The organism is Capilliphycus salinus ALCB114379, from assembly GCF_047276495.1.
Taxonomy (GTDB): domain Bacteria; phylum Cyanobacteriota; class Cyanobacteriia; order Cyanobacteriales; family Microcoleaceae; genus Capilliphycus; species Capilliphycus salinus.
The window spans coordinates 7,264,429-7,288,071 of sequence record NZ_CP178543.1 but is presented as its reverse complement, the minus strand read 5'-3'; the positions used below and the strand labels follow the sequence as shown (position 1 = coordinate 7,288,071).

General features: G+C 44.3%; 17 protein-coding genes and 2 pseudogenes. 10 read left to right on the top strand and 9 right to left on the bottom strand.

Features of this window, described 5'->3' with window-relative positions; translation table 11 throughout:
* The first annotated feature begins 46 nt into the window (after window positions 1–46).
* Entirely contained in the window at window positions 47–1,459 is a 1,413-nt protein-coding gene (locus tag ACL6C3_RS29645) for a sensor histidine kinase (RefSeq protein WP_413163629.1), read from the top strand.
* Between the two features lie 154 nt (window positions 1,460–1,613).
* Window positions 1,614–2,222, top strand: coding sequence for a hypothetical protein (locus ACL6C3_RS29640; RefSeq protein WP_413163627.1), 609 nt, complete (start codon window positions 1,614–1,616; stop codon window positions 2,220–2,222).
* Between the two features lie 6 nt (window positions 2,223–2,228).
* Here the strand turns inward: ACL6C3_RS29640 and ACL6C3_RS29635 are convergent, their stop codons facing one another.
* Entirely contained in the window at window positions 2,229–5,939 is a 3,711-nt protein-coding gene (locus ACL6C3_RS29635; RefSeq protein ID WP_413163626.1) for an NB-ARC domain-containing protein, read from the bottom strand.
* A gap of 524 nt (window positions 5,940–6,463) precedes the next feature.
* On the opposite strand from ACL6C3_RS29635, the gene ACL6C3_RS29630 reads away from it, so the two are divergent.
* The 3 genes from ACL6C3_RS29630 to ACL6C3_RS29620 all read left to right on the top strand — a co-directional run bounded on the left by ACL6C3_RS29630 (window position 6,464) and on the right by ACL6C3_RS29620 (window position 8,241).
* On the top strand, window positions 6,464–7,066 hold the full coding sequence (locus ACL6C3_RS29630; RefSeq protein WP_413163625.1) for a Coq4 family protein: 603 nt from the start codon (window positions 6,464–6,466) through the stop codon (window positions 7,064–7,066).
* Window positions 7,067–7,188: 122 nt separating this feature from the next.
* The gene (locus ACL6C3_RS29625) at window positions 7,189–7,518 is read left to right on the top strand and encodes a heavy metal-binding domain-containing protein (RefSeq protein WP_413163623.1); all 330 of its coding nucleotides are present in this window, start codon (window positions 7,189–7,191) and stop codon (window positions 7,516–7,518) included.
* A gap of 207 nt (window positions 7,519–7,725) precedes the next feature.
* Window positions 7,726–8,241: a hypothetical protein gene (locus ACL6C3_RS29620; protein ID WP_413163622.1), complete on the top strand. Its 516-nt coding sequence runs from the start codon at window positions 7,726–7,728 to the stop codon at window positions 8,239–8,241.
* Here ACL6C3_RS29620 and ACL6C3_RS29615 read toward each other — a convergent pair.
* Window positions 8,238–8,738, bottom strand: coding sequence for a type IV pilin-like G/H family protein (locus ACL6C3_RS29615; protein WP_413163620.1), 501 nt, complete (start codon window positions 8,736–8,738; stop codon window positions 8,238–8,240). The two genes, ACL6C3_RS29620 and ACL6C3_RS29615, sit on opposite strands and share 4 nt — an antisense overlap.
* Window positions 8,739–9,001: 263 nt before the next feature.
* On the bottom strand, window positions 9,002–9,364 hold the full coding sequence (locus ACL6C3_RS29610; protein ID WP_413163619.1) for an STAS/SEC14 domain-containing protein: 363 nt from the start codon (window positions 9,362–9,364) through the stop codon (window positions 9,002–9,004).
* Window positions 9,365–9,604: 240 nt separating this feature from the next.
* Here ACL6C3_RS29610 and ACL6C3_RS29605 point away from each other — a divergent pair, with 240 nt between their 5' ends.
* The gene (locus tag ACL6C3_RS29605) at window positions 9,605–10,489 is read left to right on the top strand and encodes an ABC transporter permease (RefSeq protein ID WP_413163617.1); all 885 of its coding nucleotides are present in this window, start codon (window positions 9,605–9,607) and stop codon (window positions 10,487–10,489) included.
* Between the two features lie 866 nt (window positions 10,490–11,355).
* Window positions 11,356–12,531 (top strand): RNA polymerase sigma factor RpoD, encoded by a 1,176-nt coding sequence (rpoD, locus tag ACL6C3_RS29600; RefSeq protein ID WP_413163615.1) that lies wholly within the window; start codon window positions 11,356–11,358, stop codon window positions 12,529–12,531.
* Window positions 12,532–12,548: 17 nt separating this feature from the next.
* On the opposite strand, the pseudogene ACL6C3_RS29595 reads toward rpoD, so the two are convergent.
* The 5 genes and pseudogenes from ACL6C3_RS29595 to ACL6C3_RS29575 all read right to left on the bottom strand — a co-directional run.
* Window positions 12,549–13,301 (bottom strand): annotated as a pseudogene (locus ACL6C3_RS29595) (RNA-guided endonuclease InsQ/TnpB family protein); the annotation flags it as partial.
* A gap of 227 nt (window positions 13,302–13,528) precedes the next feature.
* On the bottom strand, window positions 13,529–13,702 hold the full coding sequence (locus ACL6C3_RS29590; RefSeq protein ID WP_413163614.1) for a chlorophyll A-B binding protein: 174 nt from the start codon (window positions 13,700–13,702) through the stop codon (window positions 13,529–13,531).
* A gap of 154 nt (window positions 13,703–13,856) precedes the next feature.
* The gene (locus tag ACL6C3_RS29585; protein ID WP_413163612.1) at window positions 13,857–15,152 is read right to left on the bottom strand and encodes an ABC transporter ATP-binding protein; all 1,296 of its coding nucleotides are present in this window, start codon (window positions 15,150–15,152) and stop codon (window positions 13,857–13,859) included.
* Between the two features lie 149 nt (window positions 15,153–15,301).
* Complete coding sequence (gene gyrA / locus ACL6C3_RS29580) at window positions 15,302–17,872, bottom strand: DNA topoisomerase (ATP-hydrolyzing) subunit A (protein WP_413163610.1); 2,571 nt, start codon at window positions 17,870–17,872, stop codon at window positions 15,302–15,304.
* A 653-nt stretch (window positions 17,873–18,525) separates the two neighbouring features.
* A pseudogene (locus ACL6C3_RS29575) lies at window positions 18,526–18,702 on the bottom strand (transposase); the annotation flags it as partial.
* Between the two features lie 235 nt (window positions 18,703–18,937).
* Between ACL6C3_RS29575 and ACL6C3_RS29570 the strand changes: the two are divergent.
* Both ACL6C3_RS29570 and ACL6C3_RS29565 read left to right on the top strand, forming a co-directional pair.
* On the top strand, window positions 18,938–20,044 hold the full coding sequence (locus ACL6C3_RS29570) for an RNA-guided endonuclease InsQ/TnpB family protein (RefSeq protein WP_413163608.1): 1,107 nt from the start codon (window positions 18,938–18,940) through the stop codon (window positions 20,042–20,044).
* A 330-nt stretch (window positions 20,045–20,374) separates the two neighbouring features.
* Window positions 20,375–20,773, top strand: a complete 399-nt coding sequence (locus ACL6C3_RS29565) for a response regulator (protein ID WP_413163606.1) — start codon at window positions 20,375–20,377, stop codon at window positions 20,771–20,773.
* Between the two features lie 92 nt (window positions 20,774–20,865).
* On the opposite strand, the gene ACL6C3_RS29560 is transcribed toward ACL6C3_RS29565, so the two are convergent.
* Window positions 20,866–21,741 carry a tetratricopeptide repeat protein gene (locus ACL6C3_RS29560; RefSeq protein WP_413163604.1) on the bottom strand — a complete coding sequence of 292 codons (876 nt, stop codon included), beginning with the start codon at window positions 21,739–21,741 and terminating at the stop codon, window positions 20,866–20,868.
* Window positions 21,742–22,056: 315 nt separating this feature from the next.
* Here ACL6C3_RS29560 and ACL6C3_RS29555 point away from each other — a divergent pair, with 315 nt between their 5' ends.
* Window positions 22,057–23,619, top strand: a complete 1,563-nt coding sequence (locus ACL6C3_RS29555; protein WP_413163602.1) for a bifunctional pantoate--beta-alanine ligase/(d)CMP kinase — start codon at window positions 22,057–22,059, stop codon at window positions 23,617–23,619.
* The last annotated feature ends 24 nt before the right edge of the window (window positions 23,620–23,643 follow it).

Sequence of the window (23,643 nt, the reverse complement as noted above, 5' to 3'; positions counted from 1 at the left end):
CTGAGAAGTGCTAGTCTATATATGTAGCTGACTGGTGTAACGCGCCGTGCTAGACGAACGTAATGATCAAGTCTCTCCTCCCCGCTTAATGGAGGGGAGCATTTTCGATCTGGGTTTAGCATCAACTTTGGGAGATCTGTCTCTCTATGAGTTTCAGATGTCGCGAAGTTGTCTGGGAACTGTTCTGGCTCAAGTTTTTGAGCGCTATCCTTTGGTTCCGGGAGTGATTTTGGTGGAGGACTCACCGTCGGAAAATTCGCAATTTTTGGGGATGATTTCCCGACGCCAATTGTTAGAATTTCTCATCCGTCCTCACGCGATGAAGCTGTTTTTGCAGCAACCTCTGCATATTCTTTACAGCTATGCCCGGACATCACCGCTGATTTTATCGGAGGATACACCGATTGTGAGTGCCGCGCAACAGGCGCTCCGACGATTACCGGAATTTCGGGGCGACCCCATTTTGGTGGAAATTGATCCTCAGTCTTCTTCCTCTGCGAGTTTACCTTATCGACTGTTGGATGTTCACGAATTATATCTTGCCAACTGGCAAATTCGCGGCATTGAAACTCAAGTTCGTTATGAACGAATGCAAACTCAAATTATACAAATTGAGAAGATGGCGAGTTTGGGGCGGTTGGTTGATGGGGTCGCCCACGAAATTTTAGATCCGGTGGGTTTTATTTGGGGAAATTTATCCCATCTCTCGAATTATAGTGAGAGTTTGATTGAGTTAATTTCGGCTTATGAAGCGCATTTTTCTAGGATGCCTTTAGAGATTCAGGAACTCAAAGAAGAAATTGAGTTTGAGTATATTAAACAGGATATTCCTCAAATTGTCAAGAGTATTCAAGCCGGAGCGGAACGGTTAAAAGTTTTGGCGACCAGCTTACAAAATTTTTGCTACATTGATGAGGTTCATCCGAAACCGGCGGATATTCATACGAATTTAGAGAGTATTTTGTTGCTGCTCAAAAGTAGGATTTCGACGGAGATTCGGGTGATTAAAAATTACGATCATATTCCGCCGGTGAGTTGCTATATTGGTCAGCTTAATCAGGTTTTTATGAATATTTTGATCAATGCGATTGATGCGTTGATCAGTCAGGCTTACAGTCAGGAATGGGCGCGTAAATATCGAGGGAATAAGAGCCAAAATCTAGAGCCAAAACCGACGATAGAAATTACAACGGAAGTGCGATCGCCGAAAACAAAATTGAGTTCAGAAAGAACTCCTCAACGTTGGGTTTCGATACGAATTGCCGATAATGGCCCGGGAATGTCTTTGGATGAACAACAAAAGATTATTGAATCTTTTTCAACTGAAAAACGGATTAAGAAGGAAACCAGTTTGGCGCAAAGTTATCAAATTGTTACCGCCAAACATGGGGGTCAATTCTTGATGCAATCTGAACCGGGTCTGGGTACGGAATTTGAGATTTTGTTACCTTTGGTTTGATGGGAAAACTTTAGTTATATCATGTCCGATTAATCGATTCTAATTATGTAGGGGCGGGTTCTAGACCCTCTCTGACACCCATTACTAAATTTTAAAAACCCGCCCGCACCAACAAAATTAATCAACTGGACATGGTATTAGAGGAGATGTTTTGATGTCCTTTGATTCTTATAAAAATATTGGTGAAGTTTTGCAAGAGTTTCAGATTACTGCAACCGAAGCAGAATTTATTGTTGAATCTGAAATTACCATTCGTGCTGAATTTAGGGAGGATTTAGAGTTTTCTTTAAGAGAATTTTCTTTTGAAGACTCGGAATATGCGGTGTGTGAAATGATTATTTTTCCGATTTTAAAAGAAGTTTATCGGAGTTACCGAGATTCGTTTACGTTGTGGAGTCATAAGGCAATTATTTATGATCAAAAACTTTCGGGAATTCCCGATTATATTTTAGCCCAAAGATCGGCTTTGGGAAAGCAAGTCTTTGAAAAGCCTTATTTTTTAGTTGTTGAAGCCAAAAAAGATGACTTTATCAAAGGATGGGGTCAATGTTTGGCGGAAATGGTTGCGGTTGAAAAAATTAACAATCAACCGAGTCAAACTCTTTTTGGAGTGGTGTCTAACGGGAAAATTTGGGAATTTGGCAAACTTAATAACAACCTCTTTACAAAAGAAACCCGATATTATACAATTTCAGATATAGATAGGTTATTGTCGGCTCTCAATTTCATTTTTGGGGAATGTGAACAAAAACCGGGTTTTTAATTCCCGCTATTCTTCGCTAAACACCGCACCCAACACCTTTAACGCCGCTTTTTGACCGTCTGTAATTCCCGTAACGTTGCTAATATTCATTCCTTCATAAAGACGGTCGGCTTTCAAGGTTTGCAAACAGTTTCCCGTTGATATATCCCAAAGTTTAATGGTTTGATCCGCAGCGCCGCTGGCGATAATTTCTGGCGCGTTAAACTCGGAATTTGCATGAGGATGAAACGCCACAGACATCACCCAAAATTCGTGTTCATCCAGGGTTTTTAGACAGTTTCCTGTTGTAATATCCCATATTTTAATCGTGCGATCGCTACTCGCACTCGCTAACAAACGACTATCATTATTAAAAGCAACTTCCCAGACCCATTCTGTGTGTCCTGATAAGACTAAATGACAGTTTCCGGTGGTAATATCCCAGATGCGAATAGTGCGATCTAAACCACAACTCGCCAACCAACGACCGCAGGGACTAAACGCCACCCCTAACAGCCAACTGCTATGTCCAGATAGACACCGATCGCATTCTCCGGTTTCTACATTATAGATTTTTAAAATATTATCAAAAGCGGCGATCGCCAATTTTTTCCCGTCCAAACTAAACGCCACGGAAGCCACAAAATGCGCCGCAATATTTCGCAGCAGTTGACCGGTTTCTACATCCCAAAGTTTCACCGTTTCATCCCATCCTCCACTCGCCAATATTTTCCCATCGGGACTAAATTTAACCGTCATTACCGTTGACTGATGACCCCGCAATACGGTTTTACAGTCTCCGGTTTTTACATCCCATAAACGAATGGTTTTATCGCCGCTTCCGCTGGCTAAAATTCCGCTATTTTCAGGGGTAAAGTGGGGATGAAACGCCACCGTATAAACAATATCTGTATGTCCCCAAAGCGGTTGACATTTTCCAGTTTTTAGATCCCAAAGTCTCACCCCCCGATCTTCGCTTCCACTGGCGAGTATTTTTCCATCGCAACTAAACGCAACGGAAGAAAACCAATTTACCCTCGCTTGTACCACCCGAATACAGGAACCTGTGGTAATATCCCAGAGTTTTACGGTTTGGTCTTCGGCGGCGCTAATTAACACTTTTTCGGGGGAACTAAAAGCGATGTGAGCGATTAAATTTCGATGACTGGATAACGTGCGACGACAGCGACCGGATTTGATATTCCACAGTTTAATTGTACCATCTAAACCCGTACTTGCCAACTGATTTTCATCGATAAAAATTACCGAAAAAATACCGTTTTTATGACCCCGAAAGGTTTGCAAACATTCGCCCGTTTTGACATCCCATAACTTCACGGTTTTATCGATACTTCCACTGGCGATGCGTTGACGTTCTGGACTCCAAACCACCGATCTGATCCAATCTGTATGTCCGTGAAATGTCTTTAAACATTCTCCGGTTTTGATACCCCAAAGTTTGAGAGTACAATCATCACTTCCACTGATTATATAATCATCGTTGGGATGAATGGCTAACGTCCAAATTTGTTGTTGATGTCCTTCGAGAACTTTAACACAATTTCCGGTTTTTAGATCCCAAATGCGAAGGGTTCGATCTTCACTTCCACTAATCATAAATTTTCCCGAATTTGTAAACGCAACACTTCGGACACAGTTTGTATGTTGGTTGAGGATTTTTAGACATTCACCTGTTTTGATATCCCAGAGTTTTATTGTAAAGTCTTCCCCTGCGGTTGCCAATATTTTACCATTCGGACTAACTGCAACTGACCAAACGATTCCCTGTTGGGTGTGAAAGTTTAACCCCACAGATAAATTATGATCGGTTTCGAGTTTGTACAGATAAACTTCGCCATCTAAATGACCGGTTGCTAAGATTAACCCATCTGAGTTTAAAGCAATTGTTGTAATGGGTGCAAAGGTTTTTGCTAATACAGAACGGCTCAAATCTGATCCGCTAAAATTAACATCAGTTAAGCGTGTATTTTGCAGATAGGCTTGCCAAATGGTAAGATTAGAAAAGTCATATTGGGTTAAGTCGATTTGAAAATTACAAAAAAGATTGAGAATATTTCCGGCTATGTATCCGGGTTCTTTTAAGGGTTTTTCCTGTTCTTGTTTGAGGAGTTTATCGAGGTGTTCGATAATGGCGGTTTGAGTTCTTAAATGGGTCAGAAGTTCGGCTATTAACGGAACGAGAATCAGTTTAATTTGAGTTTCTCGAACATAATCTTTTGCGGTGGCTTGTATTAACGCATGAGTTCTAAATAAATGACAGTTTTGATTAATTATTTCTTCGGCGACTTGTTCAACGAGGCGATCTGTGACATACTCCATAATTACCGGTTGTAGGGTAAATTGAGTTAATTTGCGGTTGGAAGAAGAACCCGCCAGTTGAGTTTCTAAAAGGGAACGTCGCTGCAAAGATTCTAACACTTCTAATAGTTTTTTCGTCGAAACCGGGAAAATTAAATCGGATTGTAAGGTTGATAAAGATATGGGTTCGCGGTTAATAGCCAGCCAGTAGATTAACTCTTTTTCCAGGTTTGACAGGCGTTGAAAATGTTGGTCGATGAGGGTTCTAATTCCGTTAAAAACAATGGTTTTATGAGTTAGAAATTCTTGAATCTCTCCGGCGAAAGTATCTTGAATGGCTGTAGAAACAATTTTCAAAGCCAAAGGATTTCCTTGATAACGTTCAATTAAACGGTGATAATCTTCTGTTTGTCCTTTTAACCCTTTGGCGGTGAGAATTTCTCGGGCGGTTTCTGAGGGTAAACCCGTCAGTTGTAGCGTGCGAATGGGTAAATATTCTCCTTCTAAAGTTGCGATAGCTGCGGGTTTTTCTCGGGAGGTTAATAGCAAACAACTTTGATGATTTGTTTCTCCCAATAAACGCAATAATTCCCCGTAGTTTTCCCACCCTTCTCGGTGAACTCCGACCATATCCCGCGACGTTCCCGCACTGCTGCGAAGTAGGGTTTCCCAGTTATCTAAAATTAGCAGACATCGTTGAGAACGAAGTTGTTCTAAAAGTTGAGAAATTTGGCTCGAAAAACTGTAACTTTCCTCGGAAAAATGAGAACGAATGAGTAAAGATTTTTTGTCGGTTTCTCCCGATAAAATTTGCAGAAAATCGTCTACAATAAAAGATAGAGGCGGTGCATTTCTCAGACTTCGCCAAATTACCGCATCAAACTGATTTTGTAATTGTTCGGCTAATTTTACCGAAAGCGCTGTTTTTCCCGCTCCTCCCATTGCTAAAATTGCAATCACCCGACAGCGATCAATTTCAATCCACTGTTTTAACGTGTTTAATTCTTCCTGGCGTCCGTGAAAATTAGAAACATCTATCGCTTCACCCCAATCTATTTTTGTTTTGTTATTTTCCGGTAAAATCCGATTAGATTGAGGAGTCAAAATTGAAGCGGGAGAGGGGAAGGGTTGACGTTTTAGCTTGGTTGGTGTAGGCTTTGTATAGTCGGCTTCATCGAGTTCTAAATTAAAGCTAGAAAAGCAACGTTGTAGCGTTCTTTTATCGATAGCAATTTGACCATCCAAAACCTTAGAAACGGTTTTTGCATCGATACCAATTCGATAAGAAAGGCTTTCTAAGGTGTAACGTTCTCCGTCATTTTCCCACACCTCAGCCTCTTGAATAGCTGTGTTTAACCGCTTCAAGCCAACTGCTGTTAAAATTACCCCTCGTCGGCGTCTGGACTTTTGCTGACTCATTGATCACAAATCAGATAACAGGTATCAGTTACCCGTTAGCTAGGATAGCAGTAATTGATGGTTTTTAGCCAGTCAATTTATCGACAGAGTTAACTGAGTTCGCTCCCTGCTATTTACGGGTGAAACAGATGACTAAACCCTAGTCACGCTTATTTAGTTTAACCTAAATTCCCGAATCTTTAGAATCTGAAGTTACCGATAGTCGCTTAACTCCTGTCTTTGGGGGTTTTGTCTGGATAAACTTCTCCCCGCTTAACTTTCCGCTTAACTTTCCGATATTCCCTGGTCTAACCCCAATTTTTCGGTGATAGTTGATCCTATAAAGTCAACTTTGATAGCAAGCGATGGAATTTTTAACCTTATCAATTCTATTCGGTGTTTTAGTAATTTCCGATGAAATTGTCAACGGAGAATACAGACTCTCTGAACGATTTTTAAACTGGTTTGATAGAATTTTCAATCAACCGGAGAACCGAAACAAGTAGCCGAAACTGAATTTATTATAACTGCGGGAGAATGCTCCAATGAAACCGGACATCAAATCGTTTTTTCAGGTTATTAAACTCGCAAAAAATACTGATTATTTAGGAGATGTTGCCATTCTCAAAGCCGAAGCCTTTGGGGTAAAACTCAACCCCAAACTCGAATCAAAAATGCGGTCGGTGGTCGGTTATCATCCCAAAATCGACTTAGAAAAACTGAGTCAACTTCCACCGGAAACCTTGGGCTATCAGTACGCCCAACATATGAAAATTAACAACCTTCAGCCCTTTGAAATTAGCCCGGAAGTGAGCAGAATAGCCGAAAAAAATGTATTTTCGCTGCGGTATTCTATCACTCACGATTTGTTTCATGTGCTGTTAGATTTTGATACCAGTTACGCCGGAGAAATCGGGGTTTTAGCCTTTGCTGCCGAACAAAACTACAGCCGGACTTTAAAACTTTCCCTTGTGATGGCACGGCTGCTTTATCCCATTTTAGCCCCCCAACAAATTCCGCAAATTTTTGCTAATCTTCGTCGGGGTCGAGAATTCGGAAAAACCGCCCAATTTTTGTTAAGTTATCGGTTCGAGGAGAATTGGGAAAGACCCTTAACTGAAATTAAGGCAGAGTTGGGATTAGTTTGAGTTGGGATGGACGTTTTCAATCCCTAAAATTTAAACCGTTGATTTCGCCTCTAAATCGATTGACAATTTGCGCTTTCAATTCTAAAATAAGGAGAAAGCAAAAATGGGTGTTAAAACGGCTTATGATTTTAACCACAACCAGCACACTCCAAAACAAACAGATTATCCAATACTGTGGGATTGTTAGCGGAGAAGCGATTTTAGGAGCCAACGTTTTTCGAGACTTTTTTGCCAGCATTCGAGATGTGGTGGGGGGAAGGTCAGCCGCCTATGAAAAATCCTTGCGGGAAGCCAAAGAAACAGCTATCAAAGAAATGCAACAAGCTGCACTCGCATTAGGCGCAAATGCAATTATTGGGATAGATTTAGATTACGAAACCATTAACTCTAGTGGCGGAGGAAGTATGTTGATGGTGGCCGCCAGTGGGACAGCCGTAAAATACAGCGAGTAGGCTTTAACGGTTGCGGAAAGATAAAAAAATCCTAAAAATTCTCCCAGATTGGCCAAAGTTCTAATCCACTCGACGAAAGAAAAAAGTCCGCCCCGTTGAAAGATTTCTCAACAAAAAAATGCGATTTTTTCTGCAAAGTTTGATACAATCTTTTAAGTTGGTTGCAATCGATGCCAACAAAACCATTGTATATCCACAGAAAAGACTATGAGTAGACTTCGCAAGATTCTTGCTGGTGCAGGTATTGCTACCGTCGGTGCAATTGGAACAAAAATGGCAGTTGATTACTTCAGAAACCGCAACAAAGAAGAAGCCCCCGACGAAAGTGAAGGAGATGTTAACGAAGAAGAAACCCCTCCCGAACAAGTCAGTTATGCGGTTGTCCAAGATGATTCTGTACAATCGTTTTTAGATGCAAGCTTTGGTTCTCCGGGGCGTTATGTACCCTCTCGTTCGCCCAAAGTTTTTGACTATCAAGGCGGACAATACATGGTCATTTGGGCGCGAGATAACGAAAAAGATAAAAACCAAATGATGGCTTTTCAATATACCGATGCGGGGCGTAAAATGATCGCCAGTGTCGGATATACACCCGACAAAACAGACTACAATATGTCGGGTTTAGATAATACTCCTTTTGCGGTCGAAGTCAATGGCGAAAAAATCACATCGGGTCAAGGGGAAGCCGATGGCGCCGACGAAGTTGATTTTGTTTTAGCCTAACGCACCGGACTCGAACCGGGAGGACATTTCAAGCCTTCACCGGGAATAGGTGTGGTTGCAAGGGGGGGAGGTTCGGTGGAGGGTTCATCGGTTTGACAGATGTTCGCAAACGCCATCACTCCCCCTTCCGTTTGTCCGACTGTCACCACCCCCGCATAACTGGGAAGTTCCTCTGTTTTGGCGCTGGCGGTCATCACTACAGTTTGAGCCGAATCGCCCACTGTAATCAGTTTATAATGATATTCTGCCGTTTCGATATTGAAATCTAAAGAAAGCGTCTCTAAGGAACTCGCAAAACGACCGTTAGCTTGATAATAAGCCTGTTGTCCCGTTGTCAGGGTTTGCATGACAAAAGAGGCTTGGTTGCTACTCTCAAAAGGAGACATTTCTTCAAGTTCAGGAATGGAAATATTGAGTTGACATCCGGTTAAGAATAAGGGAGAAAAAAGCAATAAGTATGACCAGGGATAAAAACAGAGGCGTTTAAGTTTGTTCATGTTTCGGTTGGATAGAAGTCAAAACCAAAGCTTGGTTTTAAAGTTAGCTTTTACTACAGTTTCACCGACAATTATTCCTGAAATATTGAGATTAATCCGGAAAAAAATTCACCGACCTCATCAAAAATGAAGTCAGTGAATCACGATAAATCAACCGAATTGTCAACATTACAGACTTCCCAATGGGGAGCAAGACTTTAATTCTAGGGCTAATTCCTCTAAAATCAAGCTCCAATTCTCTGCTAAATTAACCCCTTTTATAGTTAAATTTTGAGCCATTCACTTGCTTCAGTTAACTGATGAACATCAAATCTTTTTACAGGACAAGGAATAATCACACCGAAAATTTTTGTCATTCCAATTACCCATTTATTATCAGATACAACGGCAATTTTTTTCCAAGCTCTTGGATGTTGAAGACCCACTTTGATATCATCCCATAAAGCCCGAAGATTAAACCCAGAAAAATCCTCGCCTAAATGATAAAGTAAGCAAATTTTGGAGTGTTCTTTTAACTTGCTTTCTACAGCCGGAATTAAAATAGACTCGTAGTCTTTTCCAGTGACTCGACCGTGACCCGTAAAGGCGAGAACATTATCCGGTTGATTGCCAATGATTTCAATCATAATGACGCTCCTGGGTTTCTCCCTTTTGTTCTCTACTATCATCATAGTTAATCCTTGACTGGAAAAGGTGATTTTCTTAGTCAAATTCAACAGAATGTGTTAAGTTCTGCTACAGTCGTATGCGCCACACCCAGGACTGACTCGCATCGCCGAAATCAACTGCTAATCTCCTATCGGTGTACCTCTGCAAATTTATCAATTTATGAGACAATTATCTCGAACTCATCTGTTTTTTGGTCAATGACTGCGGCTAAATCTCGCTTTGTAGAATTTCTCACCCTCTGGAAACACCCAAACCTTTCAACTCGCATGATGTTAGTCGGTTTGGGAATAACCTTGATTTTTATTTTGATGGCACTATTGTCTCCGGTTTTTTTAGCTTGGGGATGGATTGAAAATCCGATGGAATTTCTATCAAACCCCATACACGAACCCCCTGGAGTAGACTATTGGTTTGGAACCAACGGTCAGGGTTATGATGTGTTTTCCCGAACCTTATTTGGCGCTGCTGCGGCGTGGAAAGTATTGCTATTGGCGACGGGATTAAGTTTGATTATCGGGGTCCCTCTGGGGTTGGTTAGCGGCTATTTGGGGGGGAAATTAGACCGAGTTTTACTGTTTTTGATGGATGCGGTGTATACCTTACCCGGACTGTTATTATCGATTACTTTGGCGTTTGTGGTTGGACGAGGGATTTTTAATGCGGCTATCGCTTTAAGTATTGCTTATGTTCCCCAATATTATCGGGTGGTTCGCAATCATACAACCAGCGTCAAAACCGAATTATTTATTGAAGCAGCCCAAGCGATGGGGGCGAATACTTGGACCGTGTTATCGCGATACTTGTTTTTGAATGTGATTCAAAGTGTACCGGTTTTGTTTACCCTGAATGCGGCCGACTCGATTTTAACTTTGGGAAGTTTGGGATTTTTGGGGTTGGGACTACCCCCTGAGACCCCGGAATGGGGCCATGATTTGCGGTTGGCGCTGGAGGCTCTGCCCACCGGGATTTGGTGGACGGCTTTTTTTCCGGGGTTGGCGCTGACGTTGATGGTGGTGGGATTATCCTTGGTGGGTGAAGGATTGAATGATTGGGTTAACCCCCGCACCCGAAATCAACGCTAACCGCCAGCGCTATAGATTCTTTGTTTTTCTCTAACCATAGGGTAATTATTAACAGACTGAATGTAAAGAGATGTATATTCTATGTAATCTTTAGGTTTGCTTGTTGAAGTTTAAACCAATATAACAACTTGAAAGATTTTTCTGAGAATTTGACGTCATTAGCTTAACTTGATTTAACATTAGAGTAGGCTCCAATTTTTGAGATTTGAGTTAACGTACAAAAAAGGACTTATGTTCAGACAGTTTTTTCTGTAAGTTGTGAAAATCAATTCACGTTCCCGAATGGATGGGCTAGGTTAACACAGTAAGCTGTCTTGGTTGGGTTAAGATGATGTCACAGGCTGAAAAAAACGCGGCCGGCACCAATCAAAAATCCCAAAACAGCTACCCCGGAGAACCTCAGCCATCAGGCAATCGCCAATTCCTATCCAGGGAAAAATCAGAAAAACAGTCCGATCATCACCAAAGATGAAAGTCAGTATGTGTCGAAGAATGACAACCATTACCCTTCTCGCTATGCGCTTAACCCGAAAATGCTGAGGGTTTCTACCGCTGAGACCCAACTGGTAAATCTGAGGAATTTCCACTTTTAATCCCCCTAGCAACCTTGAATTTGTAGCAACCCCGTGCATTTTTTGTAAGAGAGGCTACAATCAAAAAGGTCTAACTGCAACTTTGCCCACACCAATCGGTGTTATTTAAACACTTTGGTCGAAATCAGAGTGAAGTCGAGTTCACCCTTTGAAGTCGGCATCCCAATCCCACCGCAATTGCGGTTAGAATTGGCTAAACTGTCTAGAAATAGACAAACCTACTAATTGTTTATAGTGATTGATTCTTGCATTGAGGAGCATGAGGAACGCGGCATGATCCAGACGAACACCGGACTCGCAACCCCCATTCAGCCGGAGATGGAACCGATAGAATTGCTTCAAAACTCAACCAAAACCCCGCCGGAAAATGAATTTGACTTTTTGCTAGAAGAGGATGAGAGTCAAGATGAAGACTATCTAGAATCTCAATCTGATGATGAAGACGAAAGCAAGTCGGATGGAGTTGCTAAGTCACGTCGTCGGACTCAGGCGAAGAAAAAACATTACACCGAGGATTCGATTAGACTCTATCTTCAAGAAATTGGTCGGATTCGATTGTTACGAGCCGATGAAGAAATTGAACTGGCCCGTAAAATCGCGGATTTACTTGAGTTAGAGCGCATTCGCGAAAAATTAATCGAACATAACCATCGCGAACCCGAGGATAAGGAATGGGCAAGTGCAGTAGACATGGGCCTACCCGAATTCCGCCGCCGTCTTTTCTTGGGAAGACGGGCTAAAGACAAGATGGTGCAGTCTAACCTGCGTTTGGTGGTTTCGATTGCCAAAAAGTACATGAACCGAGGTTTATCATTCCAAGACTTAATTCAAGAAGGAAGTCTGGGATTGATTCGGGCCGCCGAAAAGTTCGATCACGAAAAAGGCTACAAGTTCAGTACCTACGCCACCTGGTGGATTCGTCAGGCCATTACCCGGGCGATTGCCGATCAATCTCGGACGATTCGGCTTCCGGTTCACCTGTACGAAACTATTTCTCGGATTAAAAAGACCACAAAATTGCTTTCCCAAGAAATGGGTCGCAAACCGACGGAAGAGGAAATCGCCACTCGCATGGAAATGACCATTGAGAAGCTGCGATTTATTGCCAAATCCGCTCAACTCCCCATCTCTTTGGAAACTCCCATCGGTAAAGAAGAAGATTCTCGCCTGGGCGATTTTATTGAGTCCGATGGAGAAACTCCCGAAGATCAGGTTTCTAAAAACCTACTGCGCGAAGATCTCGAAAGTGTTTTAGATACCCTGAGTCCCCGCGAACGTGACGTTTTACGCTTGCGCTACGGGTTAGATGATGGTCGCATGAAGACTCTTGAAGAAATTGGTCAAATCTTCAATGTGACTCGGGAACGGATTCGTCAAATTGAAGCAAAAGCTCTCAGAAAGTTGCGCCATCCCAACCGCAACAGCATCTTAAAAGAATACATTCGGTGAACTACCCAGCACCAACGCTATTCGCTTTTGGTGTGGGCTTCTGACTTCGCAGGGGAATGCCTTAGCTTAGACTTTCGTCCCGGCTTTGGTCTTACTTCCCCGACCTCAGCAGCTGTCCCGGTTCCCGAGACAGATAAAATTCTGATACCTTCTGCTCTGATATTTATTGCGGCGTTCTCGTCTCTATCATGGTGAGTGCCGCAGTTTGGGCAACGCCAACTTCTAACATCTAGCGGCATTTCACCGACTTGAAAATGACAGTTTGAGCAAAGTTTTGAACTGGGGAACCATCGGTTAATTTCTATCAGTAACTTACCTTCTTTTTCAAGCTTGTAGGATAAGAAATTGACAAAGGTTCCCCAGCTTACATCAGAAATTGCTTTGGCTAATTTTTGGTTACGAACCATGCTCTTAGTATTTAGACTTTCGACTACGATGACTTGATTCTCGTCAACAAGCTTCCTTGACAGCTTATGTAAGTAGTCTTGACGAACATTTCTAATTCGTTCGTGAACTCTAGCAACAAGCGATCTCGCCTTTTCTCTAGATCTGCTCCCTTTCTGTTTTCTCGCTAATTTTTGCTGCTTCCTTTTTAGGTTGCGCTCCTGTTTTGATAGATGTCTCGGGTTGACAAATTTAGAGGTCTTTATTCCATCGTTGACAATTGCAAAATCCTTCTGTCCCAAGTCAATCCCGGCTACCTTTCCATCGCCGCTAGGTTTAGGATTGTCCCCTTCTAACTCCATCAAGACAGAAGCAAAATATTTCCCCATAAGGTTAAAGCCGTCTCGGGCGTGAATGGGCAAAGTCAGGACGTTGTTTCAACTTTGCCCTCTTTTTTGTGGAAAAATTAAAAAGCTGGAGAGTGATTCTAAAACCCCCCAAGCTGTGTTAAAATTCTTCTACGTTATGATTTCTGGCTAACTTAAAGCCTCTCGATTCTAAAGCTAGTGTAATGGGGTTTACCCTTTTCGGGCTATTTTCCATTACATTTAGCTTACATCAAGCCCCAGAAGTGTAATAAACCTTGTCCAGAAGCCAATTCGACGATTACGGCAGAGATAAAGCCAATCATCGCAAGGCGACCATTCCAAGTTTCTGCTCCTGGTGTGAAGCCCCAGTTCCATTGTTGACGATTTTGACCTTGGGGTATACGATTTTGAGTTTCCATTGTGCAATCTCCTTTCTTGAAACTTATTGCTCTCTGTAAATAAATGTAACTAAGTTGTAAAGAAATTGCAAGTCAAATGAGACAATTTTTTCATATATAAGTCCTAAGGAACAGATAAAACAGGCTCATCAGTTTCCCCTATCTACCTGGGGAATTAGCGAGGAAAAATCGCCTGTTCTGTCTGCGGATCAAATAAGTGAATATGCTCAACGGCGATCGCAATCCAAATTTGATCTTTGAGATTGACTTTCACCTCTCCCGGAACCCGCAATTGGATTAAGGAAAAAGAACTCTCCTCTCGCGAATAAGGACGAACCGATAACAGAGTTTCATGTCCTAAAACCTCAATCCGTTCCACCTGTACGGGTAAATTTCGGGGAGCCGCGCAACCCATTTTCAAATGTTCCGGTCGCACCCCCAAAATTAACGATTGACCGTCATAAGCTTTGAGATTAAAACCCCATCGTTCCGGTAAAGTCAGACGAAACAAAGGATGAACAATTAATAGCGGCGCAGAAAACTGAACCGTTAAAAAATTCATCCCCGGAGAACCAATAAACCCCGCAACAAATCGATTCGCCGGACGGTTATACAACTCCAGGGGTTTAGCCACCTGTTGGATTTGACCCCGATTCATCACCGCAATTCGAGAACCCATTGTCATCGCTTCGGTTTGATCGTGAGTCACATAAATCGTTGTAATTCCCAATTGACGCTGCAACTCCACAATTTGAGCGCGAGTTTCCGTCCGTAATTTAGCATCCAAATTCGATAACGGTTCATCCATTAAAAAAACCTGGGGATTGCGAGCCATCGCCCGTCCCAACGCCACCCGTTGCTTTTGTCCCCCCGAAAGTTGCTTGGGATATCGATCCAAAAGCGATTCAATTTGTAATAATTCAGCCACCGCCAACACTCTGGCAGCGATCGCCTTTTCCCGATCCGAAAAATAACGCAAACCCGGCTTAAGCGATCGCGTCATTACAACTAAAGCCTCCTCAGAAAACCTGCGGAGAAGCGAAGAAAAATCCTGCTGTTGGTCGGAGTTCAATTCTTGATTTTCCCCCAAACTTTCCCCCATCCGCCGCAATCCAAACGCCAAATTATCATAAACCTTCAAATGGGGATAAAGGGCATAATTTTGAAAAACCATCGCAATATCTCGGGCTTTTGGGGGTAAATCATTAACCAAAGTTTTCCCGATCCAAATATTACCCGCCGTCAGCGATTCTAAGCCCGCAATTAACCGTAATAACGTACTTTTTCCGCAGCCAGACGGCCCGACCAACACCATAAACTCACCATCATTAACGGTGAGATTAATTCGTCGGAGAACCGCCCCAGAAGACGTTAACAGTTCGGGAGTCGAAACGGATTCTTCGTCGGTTTCTCGCACCCGAACCGCAGCCGAAAACGTTTTATATATATTTTCTAAAACAACCTGAGCCATCAGTTAAACCAAATTGAGTTTAGCGATCAAAAGGCAGTTTACAGTCACCAGTTATCAGTTATCAGTTATCAGTGACCAGTTATCAGTTATCAATTATCAGTAGCATGGTACTGTTCACTGTACACTGGTTACTGAAAAACTGTTTACTGCTAAGGATGATGAATTAATAATTGATCGCGAACCCCAATAATCGTTTCTCCGGGATTGAGTTTAAATAAGCGATCGCCGGTTGCTTCCTCACTTTTCAGCGTCACTTCATCGACCAAAAACCGAACAATACGATTTTCGCTGGTAATCAGAAAAGCCTCTTGATTCGAGTTAACCGATACCATACCGATCAGCGCATCCTTTTGACTCTTAAACTGGAACATTTGAGTACCAATGGCGCCGCGAGTGGTTAAACGGACACGTTCTATAGAAATACGCTTGGCAAACCCCTGTTGGGAAACCAATAATAAACCGGCTTTGGGCGCTACGGTAACACAACTAACCAACCGTTCTTGTTTGCGTAGACGGGTAACTTGGGAACCCTGGGCGGTGCGTCCCATCGGGGGTAACTGTTCATCGTTAACCGGTAAACGCAACAGTCGTCCGCCGGATGTTGCCAAAATCACCTGTTCGCCGGGACGGGTTAAACTGGCATAGGCCAGTTCATCTTGATCTTTCAACTTGATAATTGTAATCCCCCGATTGGTGAGATCGGTTAACTCAGTTAGAGACAACCGCTTAATTTTCCCCTGTTGCGTCAGCAAAATCACATCGGTTTTATCCGTATGTTCGGCCCCAATAAATTGAGCTAAAATCAGTTCTTGAAGACTCATCGGAGCATCTTTGGTTGCCGAAGGCGGGAGTAAAGTAATTAACGGCGTTCCTCGCGATCGCCCGGAAGTGGTGGGAATATCGCCCACATTCAACGGATAAGCCTTACCGGTGCGGGTGAGAATCGCCAAACTCTGACCCGTTGTGGTCAGATAACTGCCGACGGTAAAATCGTCACCTTCTTCAACCGTGATCTCCGACGGATCGGATTTACTGCGGCTTTTGGAGTCTCCGGTTTTTGCCGAAAGACGTTTAACATAGCCGCGATGGGTAAATTCGAGAAACGTTTCTTCTTCGGCCGGCGCAACCGGTTGTAAAATTTCCGGATCGCGAGTCGAAGAACCCTTTCTTTTCGACTTGTTGGCGGAAGTGCGGCTAGGTTGAGAGGGTTGATCTTCGCTATCTTGAACCACAATGCGGGTGCGTCGGGGATCGGCATATTGACGCTTGAGCGATCGCAATTCTTTCTTTAAAGCCTTCATCAACTCGGAACGTTCATCAAGCAACCGTCGCAACTGTTGAATTTGTTGGTTGAGTTCGGAAAATTCTTCTTGAAGCTTTTGTCGTTCTAAGCCGGTGAGCCGTCGCATCGGCATCGCTAAAATAGCATCGGCTTGAGTATCGCTCAATTGTAAATCATTTTCCAGGTGAATTTTAGCCGTGCCGCCATCGGGAGCATTTCGCAAAATCTCAATCACGGCGTCTAAATTACCCAAAGCATTGAGCAAACCCTCAACGATGTGACAGCGATGAGTAGCGGCTTCAAGTTCGTGAGTATACTGACGAATCAGAGTTTGTTCGCGAAAATTGAGAAACTCTTGGAGAATTTGCTTGAGGCTTAACTGTCGGGGTTGTTGGTCTACCAACGCCAGAAAAATCGCTCCAAATTTGGACATTAAGTCCGTTTGTTGGTAGAGATGATGTAAGACCACTTGGGGAGAGGCTTCCCGCTTGAGTTCGATCACGACACGAATGCCCTCGCGATCGCTTTCGTCGCGGATATCAGAAATTCCGTCCAAGCGTCCGGCATTGACCAGACTGGCAGTTTTCTCGATCCAACTGGCTTTATTGACTTGAAAGGGTAACTCGGTGACAACAATAGCCGTTTTGGTGCGGCGACGTTGGGCGGTGGGAACCTGTTCAATTTTGGCAACCCCCCGCATGACAATACTACCCCGTCCGGTGGTGTAAGCTTCGGCAATGCCGTCGGTGCTGACAATTTCGCCGCCGGTGGGAAAGTCGGGGCCGGGAATAATTTCTCTTAAGGCATCATCGCCAAGATCGCTATCATCAATTAAAGCAATCAAACCATCTACAACTTCTCCCAAATTGTGGGGGGGAACATTGGTGGCCATGCCCACCGCAATACCCGAACTGCCATTGAGGAGTAAAAACGGCAACTGGGCCGGAAGAACCGTCGGTTCTTGTTGGGAGTTGTCAAAATTACTAATAAAATCAACCGTCGCTTCCCCGACTTGAGTGAGTAAGCCTTCATTGCCAATGGGAGCGAGGCGAGTTTCGGTGTAACGCATCGCCGCCGGGGGATCGTTATCAACCGAACCAAAATTCCCATGTCCTGCCAGCAGGGGGTAGCGGCTGGAAAAGTCTTGGACTAATCGCACCAAGGCATCATACACCGATTGATCGCCGTGCGGGTGATATTTTCCGAGAACATCACCGACGACTCTGGCACATTTGCGATAGGGGCGATCGGGCGTTAAACCCAACTCGTGCATCGCATAGAGAATGCGGCGGTGAACGGGTTTTAAGCCATCGCGGACATCGGGCAAGGCTCGTCCTACGATCACACTCATGGCGTATTCGAGATAGGACTGTTGCATCTCGGTATGGAGTGGGGTAGCGATGACTTGCCCGGAGAGTAGGTTTAATTGTCTAGCCATGAGGAATCAAGTTGAGAGTTTAGCGGGGGTTTAGACGCGCCCCGGCACGTCTAAAGAGAAGTTCAAGATCAAAAAGGGGTTGAATGTGAATGCATTCACACACTCTGTTTCCCTATTATGGAGTGTAGATCTCCAGATTTGAAATTTTCAGCGACTTTGATCGCTCAGTCTGAGCATTCAAACGGTTGATTGGTCAGAGGTTAGAGAAGTTTTAAACCCGAGATCAAATTTTCCGCTTCCGTGTCGAAACTGAAAATCAAGACCGCCATTTTAGGCATTTTTCGTTCTTCTGTTGGTGGTTAATCTTATCAGGCGCGCGCGCTCTCGGGTGGTAGATCTGACTCATCTCAATGGTTTGAGATCTGACTGTTGAGACAGAAATTGATGGGCAAGTTTTGTACAAAACCAAGCGTCCCAGTCTTTTGTCAGCAAAAGTGTTTTATTAATCGTGCTTTCATCCCCGCCCACAAGGGACGGGGATGAAAGCACGACAAAATGGATGGGTTCGATGCCGATTGATTTTGTATGACCTCGTTGTTTTTGAGTTTCAATGTACTGTTGTACTGCCTTTTCCGAGGCTCCACCCACAGACGAGTAAAACGTACCCTCGCGACCCATCGCCGACCCCCGATCATCGGCGTTTTTTAAGTTCTTTAAATGTATTGAACAGATGTACAGCAGAAATGGATTTCATGGTTTTGGCAATTTCGACTCTTAGCAGTCATATGATCAACTTGCACGAATACATGAACATGATCGGGCATGATTTCCAGTGCGTGAAGTGTCCAGTTATAGGTCTTGCAGATTTCGCCAATAATACGTTTTAACTCGACTCGGGGTTCTTGTGCGTGCCGTCTCTGGCTTTTAAAGCCAGAGTACCTGTCACCTCTACCGCGCCTTCAAGAACGTAAAGGGCGGTATTTAGGACTACGATGATGTGGTATTCAAGACAGTGTTGAGCGTGGGAAGAAGACAGTATTTTCATAGATTGGTGTTTACCCGTTGAACATATAAGGTTTGTGCTATTCTAAATATAATCACGATTTGGAGGTAATACCACCACCGATGAAACGTACCGTTTCCATCCCCGTCGATTTGCCCCATGAGAGGTTTTTACCCCTGATGGGGTTTTGTGCTGACATCTTTAATCAGCACGTTGACTGGGCATTGAAAGAACGGACGTACAACAAAAACAAGGCTCACAAAACAATGTATGCTCTTATCAGATTGCAGTACCCGGATGTACCGTCTGCACTACTGCAAACGGTTCGGGATAATGCAATGGAGGCAGTCAAAGCTACCAAGTTCAAGCGGTATCCCAGAAAAAAGCCGACATCAGGATTGCGCTACGACAAGCGCACCATGACGCTAAGAGGACATCAGCTAACCCTTAGTTGCATTGGCAAGCGTGAAAAGCTCATCTTAAATGTGCCGGAATACTTCCAAGAAGTCTTTGAAACTTGGGAATTTTGTGTGGCTACACTGACTTACTCAAAGCAGAATAAACAGTTTTGGGTGAGGCTGGTTTTTGAAACAGAAACACCAGAGCAAGTAGAAGGGGAAATTCAAGGAATTGACCGAGGACTGTATCACCAAGCTGTTACCAGTAACGGGCAATTCTTTAGTTCATCCCAGATCAGGGCAGTACAAAGACGTTACCTATACAATCGTCGTCAACTCCAGCAAAAAGGCACTCGTAGCGCCAAGCGTCGCTTAAAAGCAATGTCTGGATGCGAGAAGCGGTTCATGCGGGACACGAATCATTGTGTAAGTAAAAAGCTAGCCAACCAACCAGGGATAGCAGTTTTTGTACTAGAAGACTTGTCGAGTATTCGCACCCAGCGACGGGGGAAGAAAATTAATAAATGGCTGGGAAGTTGGTCGTTTTACCAACAAGAACAATTTCTGACTTACAAGGCCGAAGCATTGGGTAAGCAAGTGACTTACCAAGACCCTCGTTACACCTCGCAAAAATGCAATATTTGTAAGCACATTCGGCGAACAAATCGTCAGAAATCCAGATTCTATTGCAAAAATTGTGGACATCAAACACACGCGGATCTTAACGCGGCTTTGAATGTTAGAGATGACTATATTCTCTCCTCTACCCTCGGGACGGAGGAGCAGGCATCAGTCAATATGCCAGATGTTTCAACCGATTCTCTCGGTTAGTTACAAGCCCCATCCCCTCGTGGGTGGGGCAGTTGACTCTAAGATTGAGCAAGACCTAAAGTGTTGTCAACTCTCCTGTCAAAATTGGGGACAGGGTAAGCCAGAAAGTTAAAGGACCTGTTTCGGTCTCCAACTCAGCTAAGACGGCTTTCAAGTTATGATCAGTCGAGGGGAAACTGCAATTTTTAACTGAGTTTGCCAAAATTGGATGGGAGTCTTCCTGACTTGCCGTCCAACCAGAGGAACTTAAAGTTCTTCTTTGCTCGAAAAGAGCATGATATGATGACACATCGTTGATTTATCGGAGAGTTTGTCCAGCGGGAGACCCAGATGAAGACCGTTCTGATTGTAGAAGACGATCCGGTTAATGCTCGTGTTTTTTCTAAAATCCTGACAAAACGGGGCGGGTTAGCTGTGAAGCACACAGAAAATGTCGATGAGGTGATCAAAATGGCTCGCTCTCGCGAGGCGGATTTGATTTTAATGGATGTATCCCTGGCTCGCAGTGTCTACGAGGGCAAGGCGATCGATGGGATTAAAATTACTCAAATACTCAAAGGTGATCCTCAAACGGCCAAGCTGCCGATTATCTTGGTGACAGCCCATGCTATGGCTGGCGATCGCGAAGATTTCCTGGCTCAAAGTGGCGCCGATGATTATATTTCTAAACCCGTGATCGATCATCAGCAGTTTGTTGACAAGATTAAGTCACTCCTACCGGAGGAGTGAGAGGAGTTTTGTTATTATCAAAGACTAGAAGGATGTTTTCTTCAAGCACAGATCCCGTGCCGCGAGGCGATCGGCTGCGATCGCCATTTCCCTTAGGGAGAAACCGATGCAGGTGAGTTTTCCAGTTGGGCGATGGTTTCTTGCATCTCTTGGGTACTGAGAAACTTTTGGGTATCGTTGATCAAGCGATCGCCCCAAAGGTTTTCTCTGAGAAATTCGATCTCGGCATAGCGAGCATCAAGTTCGAGGGCTGTTTCTCCCATTGCTAGGGCTTCGCGGCGTTGACCTTGGGCATACAAAGCCACTGCCATTGCTAAGATCGGTTCTGCGGCTTTTTCGTCGATCGCGATCGCTTCTTGCCATTTTTCCATCGCTCCTTTGACATCTCCCATCTCGTAGCGAACTAAACCAATATTATTCACCGCCGGCCAAAGATTTTTTTCCTGAGCAAATGCTTTTTCATACTCGGCGATCGCCCGGTCATATTTACCGAGCATATAGTAAGCATTCCCGAGATCAAAAAGCGCACCGGGAACATCGGAACGGACTTTCAAACCGGCTTCGATTTGCTCGATGGCCTGTTGATATTGTCCTTTGCGAAAGTAAGCTTCCCCCAAAACAAAGCGGACGGGAGCGTTTTCGGGATCGAGTTTTTGAGCCTGTTCGAGGGCTGTAACTCCTTCATCGATGCGATCGACTTGAATGTACAGGCTACCCAGTAATGCCCAAGTCTGATAACTTTTCGGAGCAAGCTGTGTTGCGAGTTCGGCTCGGGGGAGGGCCAGTTGATATTGTTGAAATCGAGTTAATTGGGCTGCTTCTTCAATCAAGCCTAAGCCTGTTTGTTCGAGTTGTTCGGGATTGAGTTGCAAAGTGTAAGGAATCAGTGCTTGGCTCGACGCCGGACTGGGAATACTCCACACACTGAGACTCAGAAGTAGGGTCAGGAAAGAACTCCGATTTGGCACGGCTTTGAAACAAATAATGAAGTGTTTTCTTTTTATTCTTATACCATGTTAGGCAAATCCGCCCAATTTTGGCGGGAATCAACCGGGATGCAAGCCCGGTCTTTGACTTCCGATAATTGGTATAAAGTTTTCAAGTGAGAAAAGAAGTTTCCCCCCAAAAATCTCTGTGCTAGAGAATTAAGTCTGAGCGAGTCTAAACTTCAGTTATTCAACAGAAACATCTTAGCCGATCCGTCCCGACAAAACGGTTGACTCTTGGGAGAAAAAACGGTTCACTGATTAGTGTTAACCGATTACTGTTTGCCTGGTTGTGTCATGCGCCTGTTTACTACAATTGCAGCCGTCCGCTGCTACTTGAACTTTCATCGTTCAAAGATGACCCAGGCTACCATCGGATTTGTCCCGACGATGGGCAGTCTACATCTGGGTCACTTGAGTTTGATTGAGCGGGCCAGATCGGAAAATGCAATTGTTGTGGTCAGTATTTTTGTCAATCCTCTCCAGTTTGGGCCGCAGGAGGATTTAGATCGCTATCCCCGTTCTCTCGATCGCGATTTATCGCTGTGCAAACAGGCGGGGGTCGATCTGGTCTTTGCGCCGAATGCAGAGGAAATTTTCGGGCGATCTCAACAGGCGAAAGGAAAACAACAGACTCAACCTCAAACCTCTGTTGTTCCCCCGTCGAGTTTGATGGCGGTGTTGTGTGGGCCTACTCGACCGGGGCATTTTCCCGGTGTAACGACGATTGTAGCCAAGTTTTTTAATATTATTGAACCGGATCGGGTTTATTTTGGCCGCAAAGATGCCCAACAGTTGGCGATTATTCGACGCATGGTCACGGATTTAAACTGGCCGATTGAAATTGTCGCTTGTAAGATTGTTCGAGACGCTTCTGGACTGGCTTATAGTTCTCGCAATCAATATTTAACTCCCCAACAGCAGCAACAGGCTGCGGTACTCTACCGGGCTTTGTGCAAAGGGAAGCAGGTTTTTCTGGATGGGAATTGTGACGCGATCGCGATTTTTGCGGCGGTAGAGGCTGAACTGGCGACCACGCCCGAGGTGAAATTGGAGTATTTGCAGCTTGTCGATCCCGATACAATGACACCGTTAACAAAAGTTGAGGAGGTTGGACTGTTGGCGATCGCGGCGAGGGTGAATACTACACGTTTGATTGATAATCTGATTTTACGCAACCGCCAACCGATTTTGGCGATCGACGGGCCGGCGGGTGCGGGAAAGTCAACGGTGACTCGCCAAGTGGCCGAAAGGTTGAATTTGTTGTTTCTCGATACCGGGGCGATGTATCGGGCGGTGACTTGGTTGGTGCTTGAAAGTGGGATTGACATCGAGGATGAACCGGCGGTGGCGGAGTTGGTTCATCAGTGTCAAATTGAATTGGTTCCTCAAAAAGACCCGCTTGGGATTTTGATTAATGGTCGGGATGTGACGGCCGAAATTCGTTCTTCTCAGGTGACGGCTAATGTCTCGGCGATCGCGGCCCAACCGGTTGTGCGTCAGTGTTTGGTTGAGCAACAACAAGCTTACGGGCGTACCGGGGGCGTGGTCGCCGAAGGGCGGGATATTGGGACTTATGTTTTTCCCGATGCGGAATTGAAGATTTTTTTAACGGCTTCGGTTAAGGAGCGATCGCAGCGCCGCCAACTGGAATTACAGCAGAAAGGTCTGGCTGATATTAGTCTCGAACAGATCGAACAGGAAATTGCCGAACGGGATCACAAAGATAGCACTCGCTCTATTGCTCCTTTGCGAAAAGCCCCCGATGCGATTGAAATTCAAACCGACGGCTTGACGATAGAACAGGTTACAGAGCAGATTATTCGTCTGTATCACCAGAAAACCAGTCATTTAACTTAAAATTTTGACAGATTAACCCAAATT

What these genes read in the sequence shown, in the direction of transcription:
- ACL6C3_RS29640 (WP_413163627.1), top strand. Translation starts at nt 1,614, where the DNA reads ATGTCCTTTGATTCTTATAAAAATATTGGTGAAGTTTTGCAAGAGTTT.
- ACL6C3_RS29635 (WP_413163626.1), bottom strand. Translation starts at nt 5,939, where the DNA reads ATGAGTCAGCAAAAGTCCAGACGCCGACGAGGGGTAATTTTAACAGCA.
- ACL6C3_RS29630 (WP_413163625.1), top strand. Translation starts at nt 6,464, where the DNA reads ATGAAACCGGACATCAAATCGTTTTTTCAGGTTATTAAACTCGCAAAA.
- ACL6C3_RS29625 (WP_413163623.1), top strand. Translation starts at nt 7,189, where the DNA reads ATGATTTTAACCACAACCAGCACACTCCAAAACAAACAGATTATCCAA.
- ACL6C3_RS29620 (WP_413163622.1), top strand. Translation starts at nt 7,726, where the DNA reads ATGAGTAGACTTCGCAAGATTCTTGCTGGTGCAGGTATTGCTACCGTC.
- ACL6C3_RS29615 (WP_413163620.1), bottom strand. Translation starts at nt 8,738, where the DNA reads ATGAACAAACTTAAACGCCTCTGTTTTTATCCCTGGTCATACTTATTG.
- ACL6C3_RS29610 (WP_413163619.1), bottom strand. Translation starts at nt 9,364, where the DNA reads ATGATTGAAATCATTGGCAATCAACCGGATAATGTTCTCGCCTTTACG.
- ACL6C3_RS29605 (WP_413163617.1), top strand. Translation starts at nt 9,605, where the DNA reads ATGACTGCGGCTAAATCTCGCTTTGTAGAATTTCTCACCCTCTGGAAA.
- rpoD (WP_413163615.1), top strand. Translation starts at nt 11,356, where the DNA reads ATGATCCAGACGAACACCGGACTCGCAACCCCCATTCAGCCGGAGATG.
- ACL6C3_RS29590 (WP_413163614.1), bottom strand. Translation starts at nt 13,702, where the DNA reads ATGGAAACTCAAAATCGTATACCCCAAGGTCAAAATCGTCAACAATGG.
- ACL6C3_RS29585 (WP_413163612.1), bottom strand. Translation starts at nt 15,152, where the DNA reads ATGGCTCAGGTTGTTTTAGAAAATATATATAAAACGTTTTCGGCTGCG.
- gyrA (WP_413163610.1), bottom strand. Translation starts at nt 17,872, where the DNA reads ATGGCTAGACAATTAAACCTACTCTCCGGGCAAGTCATCGCTACCCCA.
- ACL6C3_RS29570 (WP_413163608.1), top strand. Translation starts at nt 18,938, where the DNA reads ATGAAACGTACCGTTTCCATCCCCGTCGATTTGCCCCATGAGAGGTTT.
- ACL6C3_RS29565 (WP_413163606.1), top strand. Translation starts at nt 20,375, where the DNA reads ATGAAGACCGTTCTGATTGTAGAAGACGATCCGGTTAATGCTCGTGTT.
- ACL6C3_RS29555 (WP_413163602.1), top strand. Translation starts at nt 22,057, where the DNA reads ATGCGCCTGTTTACTACAATTGCAGCCGTCCGCTGCTACTTGAACTTT.